This is a genomic window from Pseudoalteromonas sp. BSi20480 (genome assembly GCF_000241365.1).
GTDB classification, from domain to species: domain Bacteria; phylum Pseudomonadota; class Gammaproteobacteria; order Enterobacterales; family Alteromonadaceae; genus Pseudoalteromonas; species Pseudoalteromonas marina.
The window spans coordinates 1-21,114 of record NZ_BADX01000168.1; the positions used below are offsets into that span (position 1 = coordinate 1).

Below are 21,114 nucleotides of genomic sequence, written 5' to 3' on the forward strand. Positions count from 1 at the left end.
GGTGGCATTTGCCACCTTTTTTAATACCTAAAATTTATAACACTCACGACATTTTACGAATTGTACTAAGTGGTGCTAAGCGTAAAATCCAATGCAGGAATGCCCACGGCCAGCTTGGCACAAAGCTGTTGGCTTTTTCTTTATTTATTGCTTTTACCAGTGCTTTGCAGCCAGTTTCGGTATCAACAATAAACGGCACTGTTTTTACTTTTTCGTTTATTTCGCTTCTTATAAAACCTGGATGTACACAGCTTACTTTTATAGGCGTGTGCATTACATCTATGCGTATGCCCTCACTTAATGAGGTAATAGCCGCTTTAGTGGCGGCGTAAACGGTCATGGCGCGCCTAAAACCACGTACAGCACTAATAGATGAAATAGTCACTAAGTGTCCATGGTTTTGCGCTCTAAAAATTTCCATTGCGGCCTCAGCTTGCGCCAGTGCGGCCACAAAGTTAGTTTGTGCGGTTTGTTTATTGGCATTAAAGTAACCCGTACCAATAGAAGCCCCCTTGCCCATACCAGCATTTATAATTACTCTATCAAGGCCGTTAAGCTCTTCTTTAAAGGCATTAAATACGCTAAATACTTGTTCGTGATCGTTAACATCAAGCACTTTTATGCTAATGGTTATGTTTGGGTTTATTTGTTCAAGCTCACTTTTTAGCTGCTCTAACAGCTCAAAGCGCCGAGCACATAAAGCAAGATTACAACCTTGTTTTGCAAACTCTTTTGCCATGCCTTTGCCTAAGCCTGAACTTGCACCTGTTATTAGTATGTTTTTGCGCATAATTAGATCCTTAGGTGTATGTAATTAATTTTTGTTGTGGGTGGCACTCTAAAAAGTGATGCTCGTTTAAACTACTTATCGTTAATTTTTGATTTTTTCCTTTGCCGCGCGCCACTACTTTGGTTACGCCTGCGTTTACTAAGCTCCAATTAATATCAATAAAGCGCTCGAGCTTTAGCCCCATTAAATGGCTGGTTATAATGCTAATAGGCCCGCCAGAGGTGTAAATAAGTACTTTTTTACCGTGGTTTTCATTGGCTATTTGTTCAAGTGCGCCCAGTACTCGCGCAGTAAATGCATTAAAGCTTTCGTTATACTGAGTGCTGTCGGGGTTGAGTACCCATTGCTGTATGGCGCTGATAAATACCGTTTTAAAGTATTCCATAGGCTCGGCTTGCTCGCTAAGTGCAGCACGCACTTGGCTTGGGGTGGCAAGCTGTGGGTTATAAACCGCTAAAATGTGTTCGTGATCGTACTCGTTTAAACGCGCATCGTTTATTACCACAGGCGTATTATTAACACTTGCTAAACTAAGCTCTGCGGTTTGATTATGGCGCAGCATAGTGCCTGCAAATACAGCATCGGGTGTTAGCTGCTTTTTAGCTAAATATTCACCCAGTAGTGTGGCTTGCTGTTGCCCTTTTGTTGAGAGCGTATCGTAATTATCAGCCGAAAAACTGGCCTGCCCGTGGCGTACAAAATATAAAATACACATTAGACTTTACCTTGGTTGTTAATGGCTTTTTTACAGCGCCATAAAAGGTAATGTACAAACACCCAAAAGTGTTTAAAGGCAGGGTTTTTAGTTTGCCCATGGTGATAGCGGTAATAAATTTGCTGCACAATGCCGGCAAGTCTAAATAGTCCGTACACTTCGTAAAAGGTAAAGTCATCTACGGTTATATTCATTTTTTTACAGTAGTAGGCCACCACTTCTTTGCGCGTTAGCATACCCTCTAAGTGAGTGGGTTGACGGCGGGTGGCTTGGGCTAAAAAGTCATCTCCTGGCTCTACCCAGTAAGCCAGTGTATTGCCCAAATCCATAAGTGGGTCGCCAAGGGTGGCAAGTTCCCAATCTAAAATACCCAGTACGTTGGTGTAGTCGTTTGCATCAAGCACAACGTTATCAAACCTAAAATCGTTATGTGTTATGCAAATGCGCTCGTTACTTGGCATGTTGTTTTCAAGCCATTTAATTACTTTTTTGCCGCTGGGTACATTCCAAGTTTTGGCTTTAGTAAAGCGCTCGCTCCAGCCGCTAATTTGGCGCTGTGTATAGCCTTTGCCTTTGCCTAAATGGCTTAAGTTGGCCTGTTTGTAATCTACTTTGTGTAACTCTACTAGGCAGTCGAGTACGTTTTCGCACAGCTTTTTGGTGCGCTCGGGCGTTAATCCGCGTGGTAAATTTTTACGCGGAATTATCCCCGTAAGCTTTTCCATAACGTAAAAATCGGTTCCGAGTATGTTTTCATCGTCGCAAAACGCCTCCATATTTGGCACATAGCCGTAAACTGGCTTTAGCGCCTGCTGAAGTTTAAACTCGCGGCCCATATCGTGTGCGCCTTTGGCTTTGGTGCCTTTGGGCGCACGGCGTAATATAAGCGACTGCTCTGGGTATTCTAAGCAGTAGGTCCAGTTTGATGCCCCCCCTGCGTATTGAGTAACACTTGGCTCGCCAGTTAATTGTGTAATGTGTTGCTTAAGCCAGGCATCTACTTTTTGTGTGTCGAGCTCTTCGCCTTGGCGTACGTTTTTGGCTTGATCTAATAATTGTGTGTTCATTGCTAGCCTTTATTATTTTGATTTTAAACGTTGCATAGAGCGTGTTTTTTTCAGCATGCTTTTAATGTACCACTCAACGGGGAGTAGTTTTTTCATTAAAAAGGCCTGTTTACCTAATTTATGGGTCAAAATTAAAAATGGGCGTTTAAGTGACTGCTTATAAATAATATCGGCAACTTGCTCTGCGTTTATGGGGGAGCGCTCAAAGGCACGGTTAAGCATGGTTTTCATGGCCGGCTCGCTAGTGCGCATTGATTCACCAAGATTGGTTTTAAAAAAGCTTGGGCACACTGCGCTTACATCTATATTATCGTGGGCGAGTTCAAGTTTTAAGGTTTCGCTAAAGCCAATAACTGCCGCTTTTACGGCGTTATAACTGCTCATAAACGGAATAGGGGTAAGCCCTGCTTGTGAGGCTATATTAATAAAGTAGCCACTGCCTTGTTGCTTAAAGGCGGGATAAAACGTTTGGCACATCCGCACCATAGAGAGCAAATTAATATCCATAATCCACTGCCATTGCTCAAGCGATTCGCCCTCAAGCGAGCCGCCCGTGGCAACACCTGCATTATTTATAACAATATCTACGCCCTGCCACTTGGTTTGGATAATATCGTAAAGCCCCTTTACATCTGCTTGCTTGGTTACATCGCAGGCGTAAAAAAAAGCATCGGCTTTTAGTGCTTGCAGCTCACTAATGGTTGTGGCTGCACGCTCGGCGTTTATATCGGCAATACAAATTTGTAAGTTAGCGCCCAAATTACTTGCGTAACTCAGGGCTAACGCTTTACCCAGCCCTGTGGCTCCACCTGTTATTATTAGTCGTGTTTTCATGGTGTTGCCTTAGCGGTATTTGTTAAGTTCGAGGCGCGAAACCATGCCCATATGTACTTCGTCTGGGCCATCTGCAAGGCGTAAAATACGCCCCATTGCATTAAACGAGGCAATAGGAAAGTCGCTCGACACCCCAGCGCCACCAAACACTTGTATTGCCATATCTGAGACCATTTGCAGCATATTAGGCACGACTACTTTTATGCTCGATATTTCGGTCATGGCGTGTTTAACGCCTTGAGTGTCTATTTTCCATGCCGCGTGCAGGGTTAATAAACGGGCTTGATCTATTGCCATACGCGCTTGCGCTACACGTTCTAAATTACCGCCTAATTTAAGTAAGGGTTTACCAAAAGCGCTGCGCGACAGGCCTCGTTTAATCATGAGCTCTAAACAGCGCTCTGCTGCGCCAATTGCGCGCATACAATGATGAATTCGCCCAGGCCCTAAGCGCCCCTGTGCAATGGCAAAGCCTTTACCTAACCCTAAAATAAGGTTTTGCTTTGGTACGCGTACGTTATTAAATTCCATTTCACCGTGGCCGTAGGGGGCATCAAAATCGCCACAGGCACTTAGCATACGCTTAATGTTTACACCGGGTGTGTTTAGCGGTACAAGTACCATTGAATGCTGGCTGTGTTTATCGTTTTCGGGGTTGGAAAGCCCCATAAAAATAGCCACCTGTGCATTGGGATGACCAAGGCCGGTGGTCCACCATTTTTTGCCATTTAAAATGAGATCTTCGCCATCAACATCTATGGTAGCTTGCATGTTTGTCGCATCTGATGAAGCGACATCGGGCTCGGTCATGGCAAATACTGAGCGAATATCGCCATTTAATAATGGGGTTAACCACTGCTGTTTTTGTTCATCGTTTGCAAAATGATAAAGCACTTCCATATTGCCGGTATCGGGGGCGTTACAATTAAATATTTCTGAGGCAAATAAGCATTTACCCATTTGCTCTGCAATAGGGGCGTATTCTAAGCAGGTTAAACCTTTTGCTAAATTGGCATCGGGTAAAAATAAGTTCCACAGGCCAGCGGCTTTTGCTTTCGCTTTTAATGGCTCAATGTGCTCACTTAGTTGCCAAGTGGTCCAATCGTTTGAATTATTTTTAGCATGGTTATGCGCAACTACCGCTTGCTCAATAGGCAAGATGTGTTCATCCATAAAGGCAGTTACACGCTTTAGGTAGTCTTGGCTTTTTTGGCTTGGCTCAAAGTTCATTAGGGTTGCCTGTTTATTTTTTAGTTAACCCAGCATAAAACATTCGCCTCAATGAATTAAATGAAATATATTACCAGTTAAGTGTGAATTACATTCATAGTATGAGCGGGTAATAATGATAGAAGCTAAAAATATTCAGCAGTTGGATTTAAATTTACTTAAAATATTTGAATGCCTATACCGTGAAAAAAACATGAGCGAAACCGCAAAGGTGCTGTACATAACGCCCTCAGCAGTTAGCCATGCTATAAAACGTTTGCGCACTGTATTAAACGATCCGTTATTTGAGCGCCAAGGGCAATTAATGCTGCCCACCCCTGCGTGCCAACGTATGGCACCCGAGCTAATAGATTTACTCGAAAAATTACGCCAAGTGCTACAAGCCTGCGGTGACTTTAATTTAGAGACCACAGCGCAAACCTTTAAAATAGCCCTGCACGATGCAATAGAGCCTATTGTTTTGCCTAAATTGCAACTTGCACTGGCAAAACATGCTCCCAATGCAAGCTTAGCGAGCGTAAAATTAAGCCGTGAAGATATGCATAAGCAATTAGCTAATCATCAAATAGATATGGCAATTGATGTAGCACGGCCAATAAAAGCGCCCATTAGCCACGCTGTTCTCTCAAGCGATCACTTTTGTGTACTCATGAAAAAAAACCACCCGCTTAAAAACCAACTCAATATAGACAATTATTTAGCGGCTAAGCATGTGGCGGTATCTAACCGGGCAACCGGTACTGTTATTGAAGATATTGCGTTATTGCAATTGAGCTTTAATAGGCAGGTGGCTATACGTTGTCAAAATTATTTTGCCGCGAAAGAGGTAATAAAAGACGCGCCATTTTTACTTACCTTACCTTCAATGGTTGCCAGTCAATTGTTGGATGACACACTAATAGCAAGGCCTGTGCCCACCACTATGCCTGCTATTTATCAGCATTTATATTGGCATCAAAGTACTGATAAAGACGACGCGTTAGTATGGTTACGCGGGCAAGTGCAGCATATTTTTAAACGTTAATAGCTATAAAAAAAGCGCCAAATTTAGTGAACTAAATTTGGCGCTTCGCATTATTTTTTAAGCGTTTACAAGGCGTTTGTTTTTAAACTTAAGCCCAGCAATTAATAACAGCGGCCCAATAAACATGGCAAGGCCATATACACCACCAGTTACGGCATACTCAGGCTTATTTAAAAAGCTTATAGCAATTAAAATAGCCAGCGATGCGTTTTGAATCCCTACTTCAATGCCAAGTGTTAGCGAATCAGTTAAAGATAGTTTTGAAAGCCTTGCTATTAGCAAACCAATGATCATTGAACCAATATTAAGTGCTATACACGCCCAAAATACATCGTTAAACGAGCTTGCCAGTAAGGCGCGTTCTTTTATTACTAGCGCGGCTATCATGGCAAGCATAAAAAATAACGAAAAACGCCTAAAAAACGGCTCGCTTTTAATCGCAAATTCGCTTTTAAAATGGCGCAGACTTATACCTATGGCTACAGGCACTAAGGTGATTACGAATAGCCCAAGTGATGTAGTTAATATTGAAAAGCTGGCATCGTCTTGCGGCGCAAATTGGTGCATGGCAAAGCCAATAATAAACGGGGTGGTAATAATGCTAATAGCAGTTGAGGCGGCGGTTAAGCTTACCGAAAGCGCTAAATTAGCTTTTGCTAGCTGGCTCACTACGTTTGACATAGTACCGCCAGGGCATGCGGCTAAAATCATTAACCCTATTGCAATTGGTGTGGGTAAATTAAGTAAATAGCATAAACCTAAAGCCAGTAGCGGCATGGCGATAATTTGGCCTACCAAGCCCATAGCAATTGCAATGGGCTTTTTAAAAAGTATTGTAAAGTCAGTAGTTGTAAGGCCTAAACCCATACCAAACATAATGAGCGCTAAGGCTAGGGGTAATATTATTTCTGTTAAAAAAGATGCATTCAAATTAGGCGACCTCGTTAGTTATTGTTTTTATAGCGAGTACTTCATAGTTAAATGAAAACGGGGTTAACAGCGCCTTTATTTGAGGCTGTAACTCGTTTATTTCGTTTTCATTTACAAAAATATTTGCTTTTATGCCTAACTTTTTATCAGCAAACACATTTATTTGCACGGCTTTGTTTTTTAAATGCGCGTTAATTGCCTCTGTAATGGTTTGTTTTATTTCTAGGCAAACCAGTTCAGGCTTATAAATTTTACCTACTGCGGTCAGTGGTATTTCGTCAATTATATAAATGGCTTTTGGTATTGCTGCTCGTTCAGGTATGTTGGCGCTAACGTACATGTTAAGATCATCAAGTTTAAGCGTGCTATGTGGGCTTAGCATGACGTAAAGTATCGGCACTTCGCCTGCGTAGCTGTCTGGGCGTGGCACGGCGGCTGCAAGTGTTACATCGGGGTGGCTGGTTGCGGCATCTTCTATCATTTTGGGGTCTATATTGTGCCCGCCGCGTATTATTAGCTCTTTTTGCCTACCGCATAACGATACATACCCGCTCTCATCTATTTTTCCTAAATCCCCGGTTCTAAAATATTGTTGGCCGTTTTCATCAACTACCCATGCGCCTTGGTTATGCGCATCTTCTACGTAACCCGGAAATACGTTATTACCGGTTATTATTATTTCGCCAACATCGAGTGTATCGCACATTTTAATAAGCGTGCCTTGCTCGTTTATATCGGCAATTTTAAGCGTAATCCCCGGTATTGGTAGCCCTACAGAAGCCTCTTTATTAATTGGATTTACAGGCATTAACGTACTTACCGAGCTGCCCTCAGTTGAGCCATAACCCTCTACCAGTGGGGTATTGGTGAGTTTAGTAAACAGGGCTTGTAAATCTGATGAAAGCGGCGCAGCCCCACAAATGGCAAACTTCATTTTAAGCGGTGGTACAGTAATTTTTTGCGAGGTAATTTGTTCAACCATAGCAGCGTAAACCGTGGGTACGGCGGTCATAACGGCTACATCGTAATTATTAATTAGGGTGAGCAAGTTTTGAATGATGTTTTTACCCCTAAAGCCAGAAGGGCTTGCGAGTAAAATTTTACAGCCTTTCATAACCGAGGCTATGCCCGTGGCTACCGCCGCATTTACATGAAATATAGGTAAGCCTACTAGCATGGTGTCGCCTGCGTTTACTGGCGAAAGTAAATTAACCTGCCCTGCATTGGTGAGCTGGTTTAAGTGCAAGTGCTTTGCAAGTTTTGGTAGGCCGGTGGTACCACCCGTATGAAAATACGCGCACACATCGCTTTGCTCAGGCAAAGTAAAATTAGCTGCTTGCGTATTTTGCGCAGCCAGTAACTTTTTAAACCCATACACGGGTACTTTATTATTTTGCGAGCACGCTATGTCGTCACCAAATAAGCTAATAACCGCTTTTAGGCCGGGAATATGCTCTTTAATTGCCATTACTTTCTGCCAAATATCGCTACCAGGCACTGGACCTAGGGCAATAATTACTTTGGTATTGGCTGAGATCATAATTTCTTTCATTATGGACTCATCAAGCAAGGGATTTATGGGGTTTGCAATGCCTGCGGCCTCTGCTGCCCAAAGCGAGACATAGGTTTCAGGGAAGTTAGGTAACACCAGCGAGGTTACCTCGGTTTTAGTAATACCCAACGAGTGCAATGCATTGCCAAGCCCTGTTACGTTTTTTGCGAGCGCTTTGTAACTCATTTTACGGTGCGGATTAGCAAAGCTTTTGCCTTTAAAGGTCATTAAAATACGGTGAATAAGCTTTTTTGCAAACGGAATTTGCGCTTCGCTAATACAGTCGCCATCTAAAATGTATTCAATAGCGGTTGCATCACCAAAGTTTTGGGCCGATTGTAAAATGGCATGATAAGTAGAGCGAGGAAGTTGCGCTGGTGATATTTCAGCAAGGTTTAAATTGCCAACATCGGCGTGGTTTTTAATTGTTGTTATAGTCATAAAACTCTCAACGTATTTTTATAATGTGTGTTTGCGTGTGAGTGCATGGTGTTTAACACGGCTTTGGTTGTGTGGGCCATTACCGCATAAAATTTAGTCTATCAAAAACTAAGTTATTGCCATTTTTTAATCTAAAAAACTGTTGTCTTGTGCAGCAACTACCTGATACATGGGCTGAAAGTTCCCCCATGTAACCAGCTCTGAGCCATTAGCATGTTTTGTATGTAGTGCTACCTCGTGCGAGATAAGCTTAGGTTCGCCTGCGGCTTGTGCTAATAACTGGCTTTGGCAGCAGCTATCTAGCAATACAAAGTTGGCAACTGCAGCATCAACCGACGAACCAGCGGTAAGTAAACCATGGTTTTGCAAAATAACAGCGCAGTGATCAGCCAGCGATTTAGCTATCATGTCGCCCTCTTCGCTGTCGGCTACTACGCCGCTAAATACATCAAAAACGCTGTGGTTTTCGTAAAATACGCAGGCATCTTGCGAAATTGGTTTAAGTAACTCACCTAATGCTGAAAACGCACGGCCATAACGTGTATGCGCATGGGCTACTGCGTTTACGTCGGGGCGCGCCATATGTATGCGTGAATGTATAGCAAACGCCGCATTATTAATCGGTGTGCTGCCTTCAATAATATTACCTTTATGATTAACCCGAATAAGATCTGACGCTTTAATATGCGCAAAGTGCATACCTACGGGGTTTACCCAAAATGTATCGGGCTCTATGCAATCGCGAAGTGTTATGTGCCCAGCAAGTCCTTCATCAAAACCGTACATAGCAAATACTCTAAAGCCCGCGGCTAGGCGTTGTTTTTCGTAGGTGCGTTGCTCGTTTAGGGTGTTAAATTTAGGCGGCATAATAAGTTTAAATTTATCGCTGCCTATGGTCATTTTTGCGGCTTGCTGCTCTAGTGTATTGCTCATAATAATCCTAAATTAAAGTCTATTGACTTTAGTTTAGTCTCGCTTAAGATAAATAGAAGTGATGTTAATTAATGGTTAAACATAAATGCTATGCATGGAAAGATAGATTTAAACCTGTTTGTAATACTCAAAACGGTATACCAAGAGGGGAGCATTACCAGTGCTGCAGATAAGCTGCATTTAACGCAACCAGCAGTTAGCCATGCGCTTTCGCGCCTAAGAGATAAGTTTGACGACCCCTTATTTATTCGCCACGGTCGGCGTATGGTGCCCTCGCCTTTTTGCCAAAAAATAATAGCCCAAGTGATTGAGTCGGTGCAGGCATTAGAGGCAACCATGAACAACGAGCGGCTTTTTGATATAGCCGCCTTTAAGCGCGAAATTAAATTTGGCTTTAGAGATATTTTAGAATCGATATTTTTTCCGCCGCTAATGAGCGACCTACTCACAAACACCCCTAATATCACGATTAACAGCCGACAGGTGTCGCATGTTGATATGGAAAAATCACTCGAAAACCAAGAGCTAGATATAGTCATTGATGTGCTTACCCCAACGAGCAACCATATAAAAAATACCTTTATTTGTAATGAGCATTTTTCGCTAATTTGTAGGCACGATCACCCAATATTAAATGACTTAACCGTACAAAATTACGCAAAGGCATCGCACGCGTTGGTGTCGTTAAAAGGTGCGCAGGTAGATATTATTGATATGGCGCTGGCAAAGCATGCACTTGCCCGTAATGTAGTGCTTAAATGTGAACATTATTTTGCGGCGACTAAAGTGATTAGCCAAAGCGACATGATAATGACAATGCCAAACGCGTACGCGCAGGTATTAAAAGAGCAAATGCCTGTGCATGTAACTAGCTTGCCGTTTGATGTGCCGTTAATGCCCGTGCACATGTATTGGCACGAACAAGCCGATGACGATTTAGTAAATAGTTGGATGCGAGAAAAGCTGCTAGGTTTAGCCCAGCAACTTATCCCTGCTGACAAACTTAAAAGCGGTAATTAAATTGTGCGTGATAACTGCGCCCACGCTCTGATAAAAAACGGTGTGCGTAGCTAATTACTGGCACATCGTTGGCCTGCGAAAAAGTGTGTTTATCGGTTAAATTTTTAGCCAATAACGCCACCGACCAATCTCCTTCACTGCTACCTAGCTCTATGCGTAAATTTAGCTTTTCAAAAGCGCTTTGCCTTGCTATTGGGTCAAGATCTTGCTCTAAAAAGTAATCGTCACTAAAGTTAAGCGCTAAATTGCTACTTAAAGTAAGGTTTGAAAACACCTCGGTATTGTAATCAATCGCTATATTGCCTGAGTAATCGGGAGCAAACGCGCCAGTTTGCCCGGTTAAATCTTGAAACGCTTGGCCAAGTAGCTCGCTTTGCATAACCGTTGGCGAGGCACTGGCGTATTGCTCGTATTCAAAATCAAGCACAGCAAGGTTTGCCGATAGCTGCCAACTTTGATTTATTGCCCAGCGCGAATCGAGCTCAATCCCTTTTACTTTGGTTTCGGCGGCATTTTTAACTACAAATGCATTACCATTAAATTCAGATACTTGTAGGTCATCGTACAGGGTGTAAAACAGTGTAGCGTTTACTTGCAGAGTATTTTTAATTGGCTCGGCTTTTATGCCAAATTCAAAGTTTGTGGCTTTTTCGTCGTCAAACTCAAAGCCTGAGTTTTCATCAACCGTGTTACCTTGTGAGCCATTTAAGCCAGAACCATCAAAACCACCGGCTTTGTAGCCTATGCCAGCGCTTGCAAATAATATGGTGTTGTTAAACCCTAAATACTGCACACTAATATTGGGTGATAAGTGCGATTCATCACGCTTAGCGTTAAGGTTATGTACCCCCGCGCCTGAGAGCTGCCCTGCAATAGTGGGCGCAGCCGCATTGGCAAATTGTTGTACGGCTTGCGGTGTGTTGGGCTCAAATACGCTATACACATTTTGTACGCTACTTACTTCTTTTTCTTCTTTTTGATAACGCAGGCCAAAATTAGCGCGCCATTGCGTGTTTACATTCCAAGTAAGGGCGGTAAATGCGGAGTAGCTTTGTTGGTCTTGATCAAACAGCGCATTTACGCCCAATGATGTACCCACTAAATCAGGAATAAGTAACGATGCGCCAAATAAAATATCGTTTGGGTGTTTAAGCTCGCTGCTCATGTAAAAAATGCCCGCTACGTATTCAAGCGTGCGCCCTGTTGGCGAGCTTACTCTAAACTCTTGCGTAAACTGGTTATAGGTTTCTAAGTAGTCTTGTTTTATAAGCGGAACTTCAGAAAAGTCGGCATCAAAGGTTGAGTCCCAATCATACTCGCTATACGTGGTTACAGAGGCAAATTCGTATTCGCCATGGTTATAGGTTAATTTAAGTGATGCGTTATCAAGCGTTGTTTTACTTTGCTCATTAAGCCCGCCTGGGTGGCCATCGCCCGATACCGAACTTGTGTAATCAAGGCCTGAGTTGTCGCTTAGTAAAAGTGAGCGATAGCCCACGTTACCCGGGTTAGTAGGGTCATTTGCTATTTGTAAGTCGCGGTCGGGAGTATCGATAATGTATTGGTAGCGCGAGCCATGCGATTCAAACTCACCGTGTTCCCATTTAAATAATGCATTTATATCATCGTTTATTTGCCAATCTATTGATAAACGCGCACCTGATGAGTCGTTAGATTGCTCATCGCTTTGGCGCGCTTGGTTATATAAAAAGCCATCAACAGAGTGGTCAAACGCGGCAATACGTATGGCTAAATCATCGTTAATAGGAATATTTATAACGCCTGTAAAGCGCTTTTCGTTATCAGAGCCAAACTCTGCCGATACGTTGCCTTCAAGTACATCGGTTGGCGAATTTGAGATCATACTAAAGGCACCTGCTGTGGCGTTTTTACCAAACATAACCGACTGCGGGCCTTTTATAAGTTCAAGGCGCTGCATATCTAAAAATGGAAATTTAGCCTGATGCCCGCGCCCTAAATACACGCCATCTTTATACATAGCAACCGATTGCTCAAAGCCTGAGTTAGTACCCGAGCCTATACCGCGTACAAAAATACGTTTACTGCTTGAGGTTTCGGTTATATGCACGTTAGGTAGGTTTTCGCTTAGGGCGAGTAAATCGTCAACACTGTTTTGCTCGAGGTAATCGCCAGAAAGCGCTTGAATAGAGGTAGGAATATCTTGCAGTGATTGCACCCGCTTTTGCGAAGTGACGGTAATGGTTTCAAGCTCACTTTTATTTACTTTATTCTCGGCGGCTTGTGCCATACCCACGCTTAATGCGCTGAGCGTAAATAAAGTCAGTGCTTTTTGCTTTAAAAAAGCTGGCTTTAAACGTGTGTGTGACTGTGTGTGTTCAGTTGTCATAGCTGCAACTCCATTATAGAGGTTATTTTTATTGGATAATTTTGCGTCTATTTCATACTGACGAGTCTTAAAATAAATAACAGTGATGTTTATTTATTCAACACTATTAGTAATATTTATAGTTAAGCGAAAAAGTGTTGTGTTAAAGGGGGTTATAGCGGGTTTAAAGTGGGTTAAAAAATACTTGTGGATTAGCCGTTTTATTAGCGATTGCCGAGCTTGGAGTGTTTGCTGCATTGATAAAGGCGGTAAGCTGTGGTGCATTTTCGCAAAAAATAATATCCAGTGCTAAACGGTTTTTGCCGTATAAGCCTCGGTGAATCATATTGGCTGAAAATAGCAGTAAGTCACCCGCATTAAGTTTAATAACTTTGCCTGTAGTTAGGTTATCGCTTGGCAGTTTATTATTTTTTGCATGACGTACATTTAGCTCGTTGGCGCTGTAAAGCCCCTTTACAAGCATATAACCGTTTGATTTATAGCTATTCATTGTGGCTCTTTGTTTAATACTTTAGCAACACGCTCAGCAAGTTCTGGCAGTACATCTTGTGCAAACCATGGGTTCTTTTTAAGCCAAATATTATTGCGTGGGCTTGGGTGTGGTAGCACCAAATGCTCCGGCCAATACTCACGCCACGATTTTACTAACTCGGTTAAGGGCCTGTTTTTAGTATGCGGTAAATGATAAGCCTGTGCGTATTTACCGAGCACGATTGTCAGTTCTAAATTTGGCAGAGCGGCCAGTAATTGCGCTCTCCATGCGGGTGCACATTCTTTACGCGGAGGTAAGTCGCCCGACTTACCTTTACCTGGGTAGCAAAAGCCCATAGGTAAAATAGCTACTTTTTGCGGGTCATAAAACTCATCAACACTTAGCCCAAGCCATTCGCGTAGGCGGTTTCCGCTAGCATCGTTAAAGGGCTTGCCAGTTTCGTGTACTTTTATGCCCGGTGCTTGGCCGGCAATTAAAATACGCGCATTGGCATTAAATTGTATAACGGGGCGAGCACCTAACGGTAAATGAGGTTCACAGATCACGCATTTACTAACTTGCTCAATTAAATTGATCGGATCCATATAAATTTGGCCTTAAATGCTTAAATTTTGTTCTAAATGGCCATTTAGACCTAATGAGTTGGTAAAAAATCGGTTTATTTTACTCAAATTAGTTATTAGTTGGTAAAATTGTGATCTCATCTAAAAATAACAACTAATCACTTGATATATTTATTGTTTTTCTGACCATACGGCAAATTCGTTACCACTAGGCTCGGTAAAATGAAAGCGGCAACCACCGGGGAACTCAAAAATAGGTTTTACTATTTTGCCGCCATATTGCGCTACTTTTTTATAGGTTGCGTGAATGTCGTTACTGTAAAACACCAGCAGTGCGGCTCCATGTTGAGTAAGTGATTTAAGCGGTGCTTTAAAAAAGCCACCATCAAGTCCTTGGCCGCTAAACGCCGTATATTCTGGGCCGTAGTCGGTAAATTGCCAGTTAAACACGTTAGTAAAAAAGTTTTTTGTGGCTGATAAATCGCACGTGGGAAACTCTACATAATTTAGTTTTTCGTGGTTGCTCATTTTAAATTTACTCTTTGGCTTGCCAGTATTGACCACTGTAAACCTTCGTTATTAGCTAAGCAATAACCCTAAAAGAGCAGAGATCAGTATTTTACTAACATGCTAGGGATTAATGTAAAATTATCTATAATATACAAATGAGAATCACTATCTTTTGTATTTGTAAGCTTTATAATAACCCCTTATTTTTATCCTCGTATTTGAATAAGGGATTTGTTAACTATGCAGGCACCTCTGCACATAGTACCTTTTACAAAAACTAACCTAGCTGCGCTTTTAAAGGTGGCCCAAAGCTATAGAGTGTTAGTATTTTTGCGTTTTATTATTGCCATAGTGGGTGGCTATGCGTTTACCTCAGCGTGTATTTCATTATTAAGTGTGCTGCTGCCTATTGCTAAGCAAGATGCCGTATTACTGTGTGTGTCTATCAGTATTTTAATTTACGCCGCAGTGTTTATTTATGCGTTTTCGGTTAAGTCGTTAAAAACTGCATGGATCAGTATTTTACTAAGTACCGGTTTTTTTGTTGCTGTATTGGCGTTACTGAAGGGTTGGCTATGAAAGACAGCTTTTTTAGGTCGATGACCTGGCTGCATACCTGGGTGGGCTTACTTACCTGTTGGATTATTTACGTAATATTTTTTGCAGGTACAGCGAGTTTTTTTAGAGACGAAATAAACCTCTGGAATCAACCTGCTATACACAATGTGCAAGCCCAAACCGACAGAGTGGCCGCGCAAAGGCAGCAAATTATAAAGGGCTTTGATTATTTAAATCAGCACGCTGCAAACTCCCCTAGTTGGCGTATTACCTTGCCCGAAGAGCGAATACCGTATTTAGTATATGGCTATGCAAAACCTAAAGAGCCAGGACAGCGCCGCAGCCAGTTTGTAAATACCCAATTAAACCCAAACACCATGCAAGCGCTGCCCCCTTTTGTTGAAACCAAAGGCGGTAACTTTTTTTATCGCTTGCATTATCAGCTTTATTATTTAGATGCCATAACAGGGCGTTGGGTGGTGTGTTTTGCCAGCTTTTTTATGCTGCTGGCAATAATTTCGGGCGTGGTTATTCATAAGCGCATATTTAAAGATATGTTTACTTTTAGGCGCAATAAAGAGACTCGTAGCTGGTTAGATGCGCATAATTTAAGCTCGGTACTTGCCTTGCCGTTTCATTTAATGATTACCTACACAGGCATTATTACGCTTATATTTATGTTGTTCCCCTACCCTGCGTTAACGACCTACGACAAGGGTATGCGTGGCTTTTTTAACGATGTAACACCTAGCAATAACGTGACTAATAACGCCCAAGGCAGTGCAGATTTGCTCCCTATAAACACTATTTTGGATCAAGTTTATACTAAGTGGCCTAGTGCAGATATTACGCGTGTTCAGGTTAGTAAACCGAATATGGCCGCTTCAACAGTAACGGTATTGGTAAGCCCTGCAAAGGCGCTTCGCGATCAATCTCCGCGGCTTTTGTTTAGTGGTGCTACCGGCAAATTAGTTGCACAAACTGATGACGAACTTAGCAGTAGTAAAGCACTTTATGAGTCACTTAACTCTATGCATACAGGGCGCTTTGCTACGCCTTTACTGCGCTGGTTATACGTACTTGGCGGTATTGCAGGCTGCGTAATGATTGGCTCTGGCTGCATAATGTGGGCTAAACGCATACGCGAGCGTAATAAGGGTAAAGACTCATTTGGCTTACAATTAGTCGAAGGTTTAAACCTTGCCACTATTATGGGTTTACCACTGGCTACTTGCGCCTTTTTTATTGCCAATAGATTACTTAGTCCGACCTTAGCAGGGCGTGGTGAAAAAGAAGTTACAGCGTTCTTTTTAGCATGGTTAGTGGTTGCCCTTATGGCACTTTTAAAGCGCGATAGGCTGCTATGGCGTGTAATGGCTGCCATAAATGCCCTCGCGTGTTTGAGTGTACCGGTAATAAATGCGCTTACCACACAGGGCAATATAGTGAGCTACTTACTTAATAAACAATGGGCTTTGTTTATTTTCGATGCGGTATTTTTACTGTTTAGCATACTGTTTTTAGTACAAACCGAAAAATTACGTACTGCTTCTAGCGCTTCTAAAAAAACAGCTAATAACCTAACCAATAATAAAAAGAGGCAAAAAGCATGATTGATTTACTTAGCTTTAGCCTCTGTTTGTTTGCTTTTAATGGTTTTGCTTTGGCAAAACCAGTGCATTTTAAAACGGTGTTTACAACGCGTCCCTCTAATCTGCAAAGTAATTTGCTGCTAATAGTTGCTTGGATCAGTATTTTACTAAGTTTATTGTTCTGTGTTGTTACGCAGCAAGGATATGGAGCTTTACTGTTTTGTGGTTTTATGGGGTTAAGTGTATTAATTATAACGATTTTTTATAATTTTATAGAAAAGTTGATTAAGCCATTTAGCTTTTTAAATATGCTACTGATTGGCTTATCAGGGCTATTACTGGCAGTAGACTCACTTTAGTTAGTAAAAATCTGATCCAAAGAAAGCCATTAATTTTAGGCAAAAAAAATGGCAAGCTATAAAGCTTGCCAACAATAGGGGGGATATTCAGTATGTCCAACACTTGCATGTCTCGTTGCAAGTGCAGCTAATATAGCCCAAACATATTTAACTTACCTTACAGTAAGATGATCGTTTTATTACAGCTGTAACAATCATTAGCACAACAACTGTAAAGCCCCTTTACATAGCTAAATAGCCTACTGTTTAACCCAAATAATTTGTTCTGTGGCAAAGCCTAGTTTGTTTGCTTTAGCTATAAAATGCTGTTTAAGCTTGTCACTAACGGTAGGTGTACGTGATAAAAACCATAAAAAGTCTCGGTTGTAACTGGTTATAAACGCATATTGGTAGTCGTCTTGGTCTAATTCAAAAATTACGTAAGCACCATAAAATGGGCCAAAAAACGAGACTTTAAAATGGCCTGTGTCAGTCCCTTCTACAAATTTTGCTAAGCCTTCTGCTTCATCCCACTTTTGCTCTTTAGTTATGAAACCTTTGTTGAGCACTTTTACTGTGCCGTCGTCGTTTACTGTGTAAGTTGCGGTTACTTGCTCCATGCCCTCTTCAAATGAGTGATCAAGGCGGGCGATTTCGTACCACTTACCTTTGTACTGCTCAAGGTCAAAGTTTTTAACGGGGGTAATTCCTTCAGGTGCACTTGTGCAGGCAGTGAGTAAAAATAACCCTGTAATAAGTAAAATAGTCATAATGGCCTTCATGAAAGCTCCTTTTTAAATGTGATGCAGTTTGTACGGCTTTAACCAAATAAAGTTTGCTAGCCGATTAAAATAAATTGCTATAGGATCAGCTAAATACTAGAGCAATTAAAAGATTTAAGCATGAAAATATGGGTAGATGCCGACGCATGCCCTGTGGTAATAAAAGAAATACTTTTTAGAGCCGCTGAGCGCACGCAAACACCAACCATTTTAGTGGCTAACCATGCAATGCGCATTCCGCCTTCAAAATTTATAAGCCGCGTACAGGTTTCGAGCGGGTTTGATGTGGCCGATGACGAAATAGTAAAGCGTGTAGAAAAAGGCGATTTAGTTATTACTGGCGACATTCCCCTTGCCAGTGAAGTTATAGATAACGGTGGCCAAGCACTTAACCCGCGTGGTGAGCTTTACACGCCAGAGAATATTCGCTCGTTATTAAACGTGCGCGACTTTATGGATACCATGCGCTCAAGCGGCGTAGAAATGAGTGGCGGGCCACCACCGCTTAGCCAAACCGACCGCCAAAACTTTGCCAATAACCTCGACCGTATTTTAGCGCAAAAAAAGGCGAGTTAGTGTGATTGAGCAAGCTATTGGCCTAGGTGAGCATGATTTTAATGTAGCCGTGTATGTCGCAAAAGCACCGCCTATGCCCTACTTTGAAACCCTGAAAAGTGTTGAGCCTGTAATAAACGAGCAAATAAATACCATAAACCAGCACTGTGGTAATGGCTGGCGTAAAGTGTTTAACGTATACGCTAAAGTATTGTTTGCGCTACCGAGTGAGCATTACAGCTTTGCTAAACAAGCCGATAGCTGGCAAGCGTATCGCGATACATTTTTACTGCAAAAAAACAGTAAAACAGCGCTGCTATTTAGTGTCCCCATTATTAACGGCACTAATAAAAACCAGCTACATATTATTGCTGGGCGAACCCATGCTAAAAACTTATTACAACAAGGTAAGCTTAATGCGCAATTTAATTGGCTAGACGATGAGTTTGCAATTGATACAACGAATAACATTATTGTGTGCCCATACTTTGATTACAGGCAGTTAAGTAATATTAAAATAGCCCGATTAAGCGGGCTTGTAGCTAAGCTTAAAACAGCTAATTAAAAATGTAAGGAGTCAACATGGTGGGAATATTAGAGCTAAATACGTTATTAAAATCAATGAACCCCGAGCTTAAACAGGGTGAATATATATTTTGCTGTTTAGCAGGTAGCCTTGCTGACTACGCTCATTTAAACCCGCTTGCTAGTTACGTTGAAGAAGAAGGCCTAAGCCTTATTTTAAATGCAGATACCGCCGATAAAGCCGGTATTACTTACGAAGGTAAATATAATTTAATAACCCTTAATGTGCATTCAAGCCTTGAGGCTGTTGGCTTAACCGCTGCGGTATCGGCCAAATTAACCGAGCATAATATTAGCGCCAATGTAGTGGCTGCGTTTTATCACGACCATATTTTTGTACAAATAGATAAAGCACAGGCGGCGCTATCTGCGCTTAAAGAGATTGGTTAAACTTAATTTCATTAAAAGTCCCCGGTTCTGGGTTGTTTAACGTTCAGTAACCGAGCTTTTAATATTTTAATTACACTATAGATTCAACAATTTTCAATGCTTTAAGTTCGTTTTCGTGGGTTATGCCATCAGCTTCAATTACTTGCTTAAGAAGCTCTAAAACAAACACCCTCATTGGTTGGTCAATAATGTGCGACATACGGTGTTGAATAAATGACTCTATTTCGTTTGTTTGCACCGCTGAAACACATTTTTTAGTCATTTCTATTATGTAATTGTCTATTTCTATTGCTGAGTTCCATTCAATTTTTTGTGCCCAAGCACTCACTACATTTAGCTCTTCGTCAGCAATAGAACCATCAACAGTGACAAAAAGTAAAGCCAGGTCTAATAACGACTCTTTTTGAAGTTGCTCAACACACACGCCCATATCAAAATTATTTAATAACTGTTCAAACTTCATAGTGCTTCCTTGATGGATAAAAATACTGCTAAAGAGCTTATACCAAAGCACACCAAAAAGTAATTTTAATGGGTTTGTTTAATTGCAACATTTTGTAAGTAATTAATAATACGAGCCTTGAAGCTAGATTAGCTTTTGGTGTTATTTATATTTAGGCAAAAGCTGTCATTAGCCGCTTCTAGCTTTACTTTATTTCCTGTTTTTACTCTTACACAGCGAGTATTTTTCGGCAGTTTTGTCTTTTGAATTACATTAAATTCGCCGTTATCTACATCGTTAAGTGTGTATTGGTATGCTGTGTTACCGCCTTCAAATAATGCCGTAAAAAGTCCGCCAATCAATGCTCCGGCAATTGCACCGCTGATCATGTCTTCGGTGTTACCATCTAAATCCTCGGCTAAACCAATGCCTGCACCAACCATGATTCCGGTTCCGATTTCTGATGACAGCTTTACCTTTTCAATTGATTCGACCGTAGCATAGTAATGCTTAATGATATGACCTTGGTCATCGCGATCAACGCCCTGAGAGGCACAGCCAGACAGTAATAAAAGGGCAATTAAACTTTTTTTCATGATTATTCTCTGTGTTGGTAATGAGTATAATCATATTCACTAATTAGTAATAAAACTGTGAGAGCTTTGTTTGTACCTGTTAGAAGATGTAAGAATGTGTTCAAAGGAAAACACCGACTGAAGCCAGATCGGTGCTAAGGTTAAGACTATTTAACAACGTATCCGCTAAAACCAAGCGCTTTAAAATAAAGCTTAGGAATACCGTATTTGCACTCGTTAAGTAATTCACTTAAGCGCATTCTATCAAGTGGGTAAAACTCACTTTCTAAATTTTGAGCTGTGTAGGCTTGCCCTGCGTCACTTAAGCCTAAATCGGCACACACAGTAATTTGTGCTTCGCGCTCAAAGTCGGTTTCGGGTTTCATTAAATCGCTAATAAATAAGTTTGCGCCTTTATTTAAATTAGCTTTAATATTTTTTAGTAGCTGCTTTTTGCTGCCGTCGTCTTTTAAAAAGTGCATTACGAGTAGACATAGCGCCGCATCAGCCTTAGTTGATAGCTTATCGAGCTCACCTTCAATAACGTTAACGCGCTTTGCTATGCCGTGCTCTTCAAACGCTTGTTTAGCAATTACGAGCATATCCCTTGAGGTATCTTGCGCGGTAAATTGCCAAGTAGGGTTAAGCGCGGCAAGGGCGAGTATTTCTTTACCTGTACCGGCTCCTACTACTAAAATATGGGCGTTGTCTGCTAACGTAGCGAGTAGTTGTGCATTGGTTAGTTGGTGTAATAGCTCGTAACCAGGTACTAAGCGGGTAATGCGACTATCGTAATGTGTTGCTTGCTCGCCTGTAAATGTCGGCAT

General features: G+C 41.6%; 24 protein-coding genes. 8 read left to right on the top strand and 16 right to left on the bottom strand.

Features of this window, described 5'->3' with window-relative positions; translation table 11 throughout:
* Positions 1-43 precede the first annotated feature (43 nt).
* Genes P20480_RS01190 through P20480_RS01170 form a run of 5 tightly spaced genes read right to left on the bottom strand, consistent with a single transcriptional unit; the run spans position 44 to position 4,636 of the window.
* Positions 44-790 (bottom strand): SDR family oxidoreductase, encoded by a 747-nt coding sequence (locus tag P20480_RS01190; RefSeq protein WP_008132839.1) that lies wholly within the window; start codon positions 788-790, stop codon positions 44-46.
* A 10-nt stretch (positions 791-800) separates the two neighbouring features.
* Entirely contained in the window at positions 801-1,505 is a 705-nt protein-coding gene (locus P20480_RS01185) for a histidine phosphatase family protein (protein WP_008132844.1), read from the bottom strand.
* Positions 1,505-2,572, bottom strand: a complete 1,068-nt coding sequence (locus tag P20480_RS01180) for a phosphotransferase family protein (protein WP_008132846.1) — start codon at positions 2,570-2,572, stop codon at positions 1,505-1,507. The genes P20480_RS01185 and P20480_RS01180 overlap by 1 nt, the downstream gene beginning before the upstream one ends.
* A gap of 12 nt (positions 2,573-2,584) precedes the next feature.
* Positions 2,585-3,406: an SDR family oxidoreductase gene (locus tag P20480_RS01175; RefSeq protein ID WP_008132848.1), complete on the bottom strand. Its 822-nt coding sequence runs from the start codon at positions 3,404-3,406 to the stop codon at positions 2,585-2,587.
* A gap of 9 nt (positions 3,407-3,415) precedes the next feature.
* Positions 3,416-4,636: an acyl-CoA dehydrogenase family protein gene (locus P20480_RS01170; protein WP_008132850.1), complete on the bottom strand. Its 1,221-nt coding sequence runs from the start codon at positions 4,634-4,636 to the stop codon at positions 3,416-3,418.
* A gap of 115 nt (positions 4,637-4,751) precedes the next feature.
* Here P20480_RS01170 and P20480_RS01165 point away from each other — a divergent pair, with 115 nt between their 5' ends.
* Positions 4,752-5,660 carry a LysR family transcriptional regulator gene (locus tag P20480_RS01165; RefSeq protein WP_008132852.1) on the top strand — a complete coding sequence of 303 codons (909 nt, stop codon included), beginning with the start codon at positions 4,752-4,754 and terminating at the stop codon, positions 5,658-5,660.
* Between the two features lie 57 nt (positions 5,661-5,717).
* Here P20480_RS01165 and P20480_RS01160 read toward each other — a convergent pair whose 3' ends face one another.
* The 3 genes from P20480_RS01160 to P20480_RS01150 form a co-directional block, all read right to left on the bottom strand.
* Complete coding sequence (locus P20480_RS01160) at positions 5,718-6,590, bottom strand: bile acid:sodium symporter family protein (protein WP_033025890.1); 873 nt, start codon at positions 6,588-6,590, stop codon at positions 5,718-5,720.
* A 1-nt stretch (position 6,591) separates the two neighbouring features.
* The gene (locus P20480_RS01155) at positions 6,592-8,583 is read right to left on the bottom strand and encodes an AMP-binding protein (protein WP_008132856.1); all 1,992 of its coding nucleotides are present in this window, start codon (positions 8,581-8,583) and stop codon (positions 6,592-6,594) included.
* Between the two features lie 126 nt (positions 8,584-8,709).
* Positions 8,710-9,516: a class II aldolase/adducin family protein gene (locus P20480_RS01150; protein WP_008132858.1), complete on the bottom strand. Its 807-nt coding sequence runs from the start codon at positions 9,514-9,516 to the stop codon at positions 8,710-8,712.
* A gap of 90 nt (positions 9,517-9,606) precedes the next feature.
* Here P20480_RS01150 and P20480_RS01145 point away from each other — a divergent pair, with 90 nt between their 5' ends.
* A complete protein-coding gene (locus P20480_RS01145; protein WP_008132859.1) occupies positions 9,607-10,536 on the top strand; it encodes a LysR family transcriptional regulator in 930 nt (309 codons plus the stop codon).
* Here P20480_RS01145 and P20480_RS01140 read toward each other — a convergent pair.
* The 4 genes from P20480_RS01140 to P20480_RS01125 form a co-directional block, all read right to left on the bottom strand.
* Positions 10,520-12,904 carry a TonB-dependent receptor gene (locus P20480_RS01140; protein ID WP_008132861.1) on the bottom strand — a complete coding sequence of 795 codons (2,385 nt, stop codon included), beginning with the start codon at positions 12,902-12,904 and terminating at the stop codon, positions 10,520-10,522. The genes P20480_RS01145 and P20480_RS01140 overlap by 17 nt on opposite strands.
* Before the next feature lie 163 nt (positions 12,905-13,067).
* Positions 13,068-13,394 (bottom strand): hypothetical protein, encoded by a 327-nt coding sequence (locus tag P20480_RS01135; protein ID WP_008132863.1) that lies wholly within the window; start codon positions 13,392-13,394, stop codon positions 13,068-13,070.
* Positions 13,391-13,981: a uracil-DNA glycosylase family protein gene (locus P20480_RS01130; RefSeq protein ID WP_008132865.1), complete on the bottom strand. Its 591-nt coding sequence runs from the start codon at positions 13,979-13,981 to the stop codon at positions 13,391-13,393. The genes P20480_RS01135 and P20480_RS01130 overlap by 4 nt, the downstream gene beginning before the upstream one ends.
* Positions 13,982-14,131: 150 nt before the next feature.
* Entirely contained in the window at positions 14,132-14,488 is a 357-nt protein-coding gene (locus P20480_RS01125) for a VOC family protein (RefSeq protein WP_008132867.1), read from the bottom strand.
* A gap of 222 nt (positions 14,489-14,710) precedes the next feature.
* Between P20480_RS01125 and P20480_RS01120 the strand changes: the two genes are divergently transcribed.
* Genes P20480_RS01120 through P20480_RS01110 form a run of 3 tightly spaced genes read left to right on the top strand, consistent with a single transcriptional unit; the run spans position 14,711 to position 16,979 of the window.
* Positions 14,711-15,049, top strand: a complete 339-nt coding sequence (locus tag P20480_RS01120) for a hypothetical protein (RefSeq protein ID WP_008132868.1) — start codon at positions 14,711-14,713, stop codon at positions 15,047-15,049.
* Positions 15,046-16,641, top strand: coding sequence for a PepSY-associated TM helix domain-containing protein (locus tag P20480_RS01115; RefSeq protein WP_008132870.1), 1,596 nt, complete (start codon positions 15,046-15,048; stop codon positions 16,639-16,641). The genes P20480_RS01120 and P20480_RS01115 overlap by 4 nt, the downstream gene beginning before the upstream one ends.
* Complete coding sequence (locus tag P20480_RS01110; RefSeq protein WP_008132872.1) at positions 16,638-16,979, top strand: DUF3325 domain-containing protein; 342 nt, start codon at positions 16,638-16,640, stop codon at positions 16,977-16,979. Before P20480_RS01115 ends, P20480_RS01110 begins: the two co-directional genes overlap by 4 nt.
* A 239-nt stretch (positions 16,980-17,218) precedes the next feature.
* Here P20480_RS01110 and P20480_RS01105 read toward each other — a convergent pair whose 3' ends face one another.
* Complete coding sequence (locus P20480_RS01105) at positions 17,219-17,740, bottom strand: lipocalin family protein (RefSeq protein ID WP_008132874.1); 522 nt, start codon at positions 17,738-17,740, stop codon at positions 17,219-17,221.
* A gap of 120 nt (positions 17,741-17,860) precedes the next feature.
* On the opposite strand from P20480_RS01105, the gene P20480_RS01100 reads away from it, so the two are divergent.
* The 3 genes from P20480_RS01100 to P20480_RS01090 are packed head-to-tail and all read left to right on the top strand — an operon-like array spanning position 17,861 to position 19,270.
* The gene (locus P20480_RS01100) at positions 17,861-18,316 is read left to right on the top strand and encodes a YaiI/YqxD family protein (protein WP_004588273.1); all 456 of its coding nucleotides are present in this window, start codon (positions 17,861-17,863) and stop codon (positions 18,314-18,316) included.
* Position 18,317: 1 nt separating this feature from the next.
* A complete protein-coding gene (locus P20480_RS01095) occupies positions 18,318-18,860 on the top strand; it encodes a DUF6942 family protein (RefSeq protein WP_008132878.1) in 543 nt (180 codons plus the stop codon).
* Positions 18,861-18,877: 17 nt separating this feature from the next.
* A complete protein-coding gene (locus P20480_RS01090; protein ID WP_008132880.1) occupies positions 18,878-19,270 on the top strand; it encodes an ACT domain-containing protein in 393 nt (130 codons plus the stop codon).
* 70 nt (positions 19,271-19,340) lie between these two features.
* On the opposite strand, the gene P20480_RS01085 is transcribed toward P20480_RS01090, so the two are convergent.
* The 3 genes from P20480_RS01085 to P20480_RS01075 all read right to left on the bottom strand — a co-directional run bounded on the left by P20480_RS01085 (position 19,341) and on the right by P20480_RS01075 (position 21,114).
* Positions 19,341-19,733, bottom strand: a complete 393-nt coding sequence (locus P20480_RS01085) for a tellurite resistance TerB family protein (RefSeq protein WP_006793298.1) — start codon at positions 19,731-19,733, stop codon at positions 19,341-19,343.
* Between the two features lie 128 nt (positions 19,734-19,861).
* Positions 19,862-20,308, bottom strand: coding sequence for a hypothetical protein (locus P20480_RS01080; RefSeq protein ID WP_008132882.1), 447 nt, complete (start codon positions 20,306-20,308; stop codon positions 19,862-19,864).
* A gap of 146 nt (positions 20,309-20,454) precedes the next feature.
* Positions 20,455-21,114 carry a class I SAM-dependent methyltransferase gene (locus P20480_RS01075; protein ID WP_008132883.1) on the bottom strand — a complete coding sequence of 220 codons (660 nt, stop codon included), beginning with the start codon at positions 21,112-21,114 and terminating at the stop codon, positions 20,455-20,457.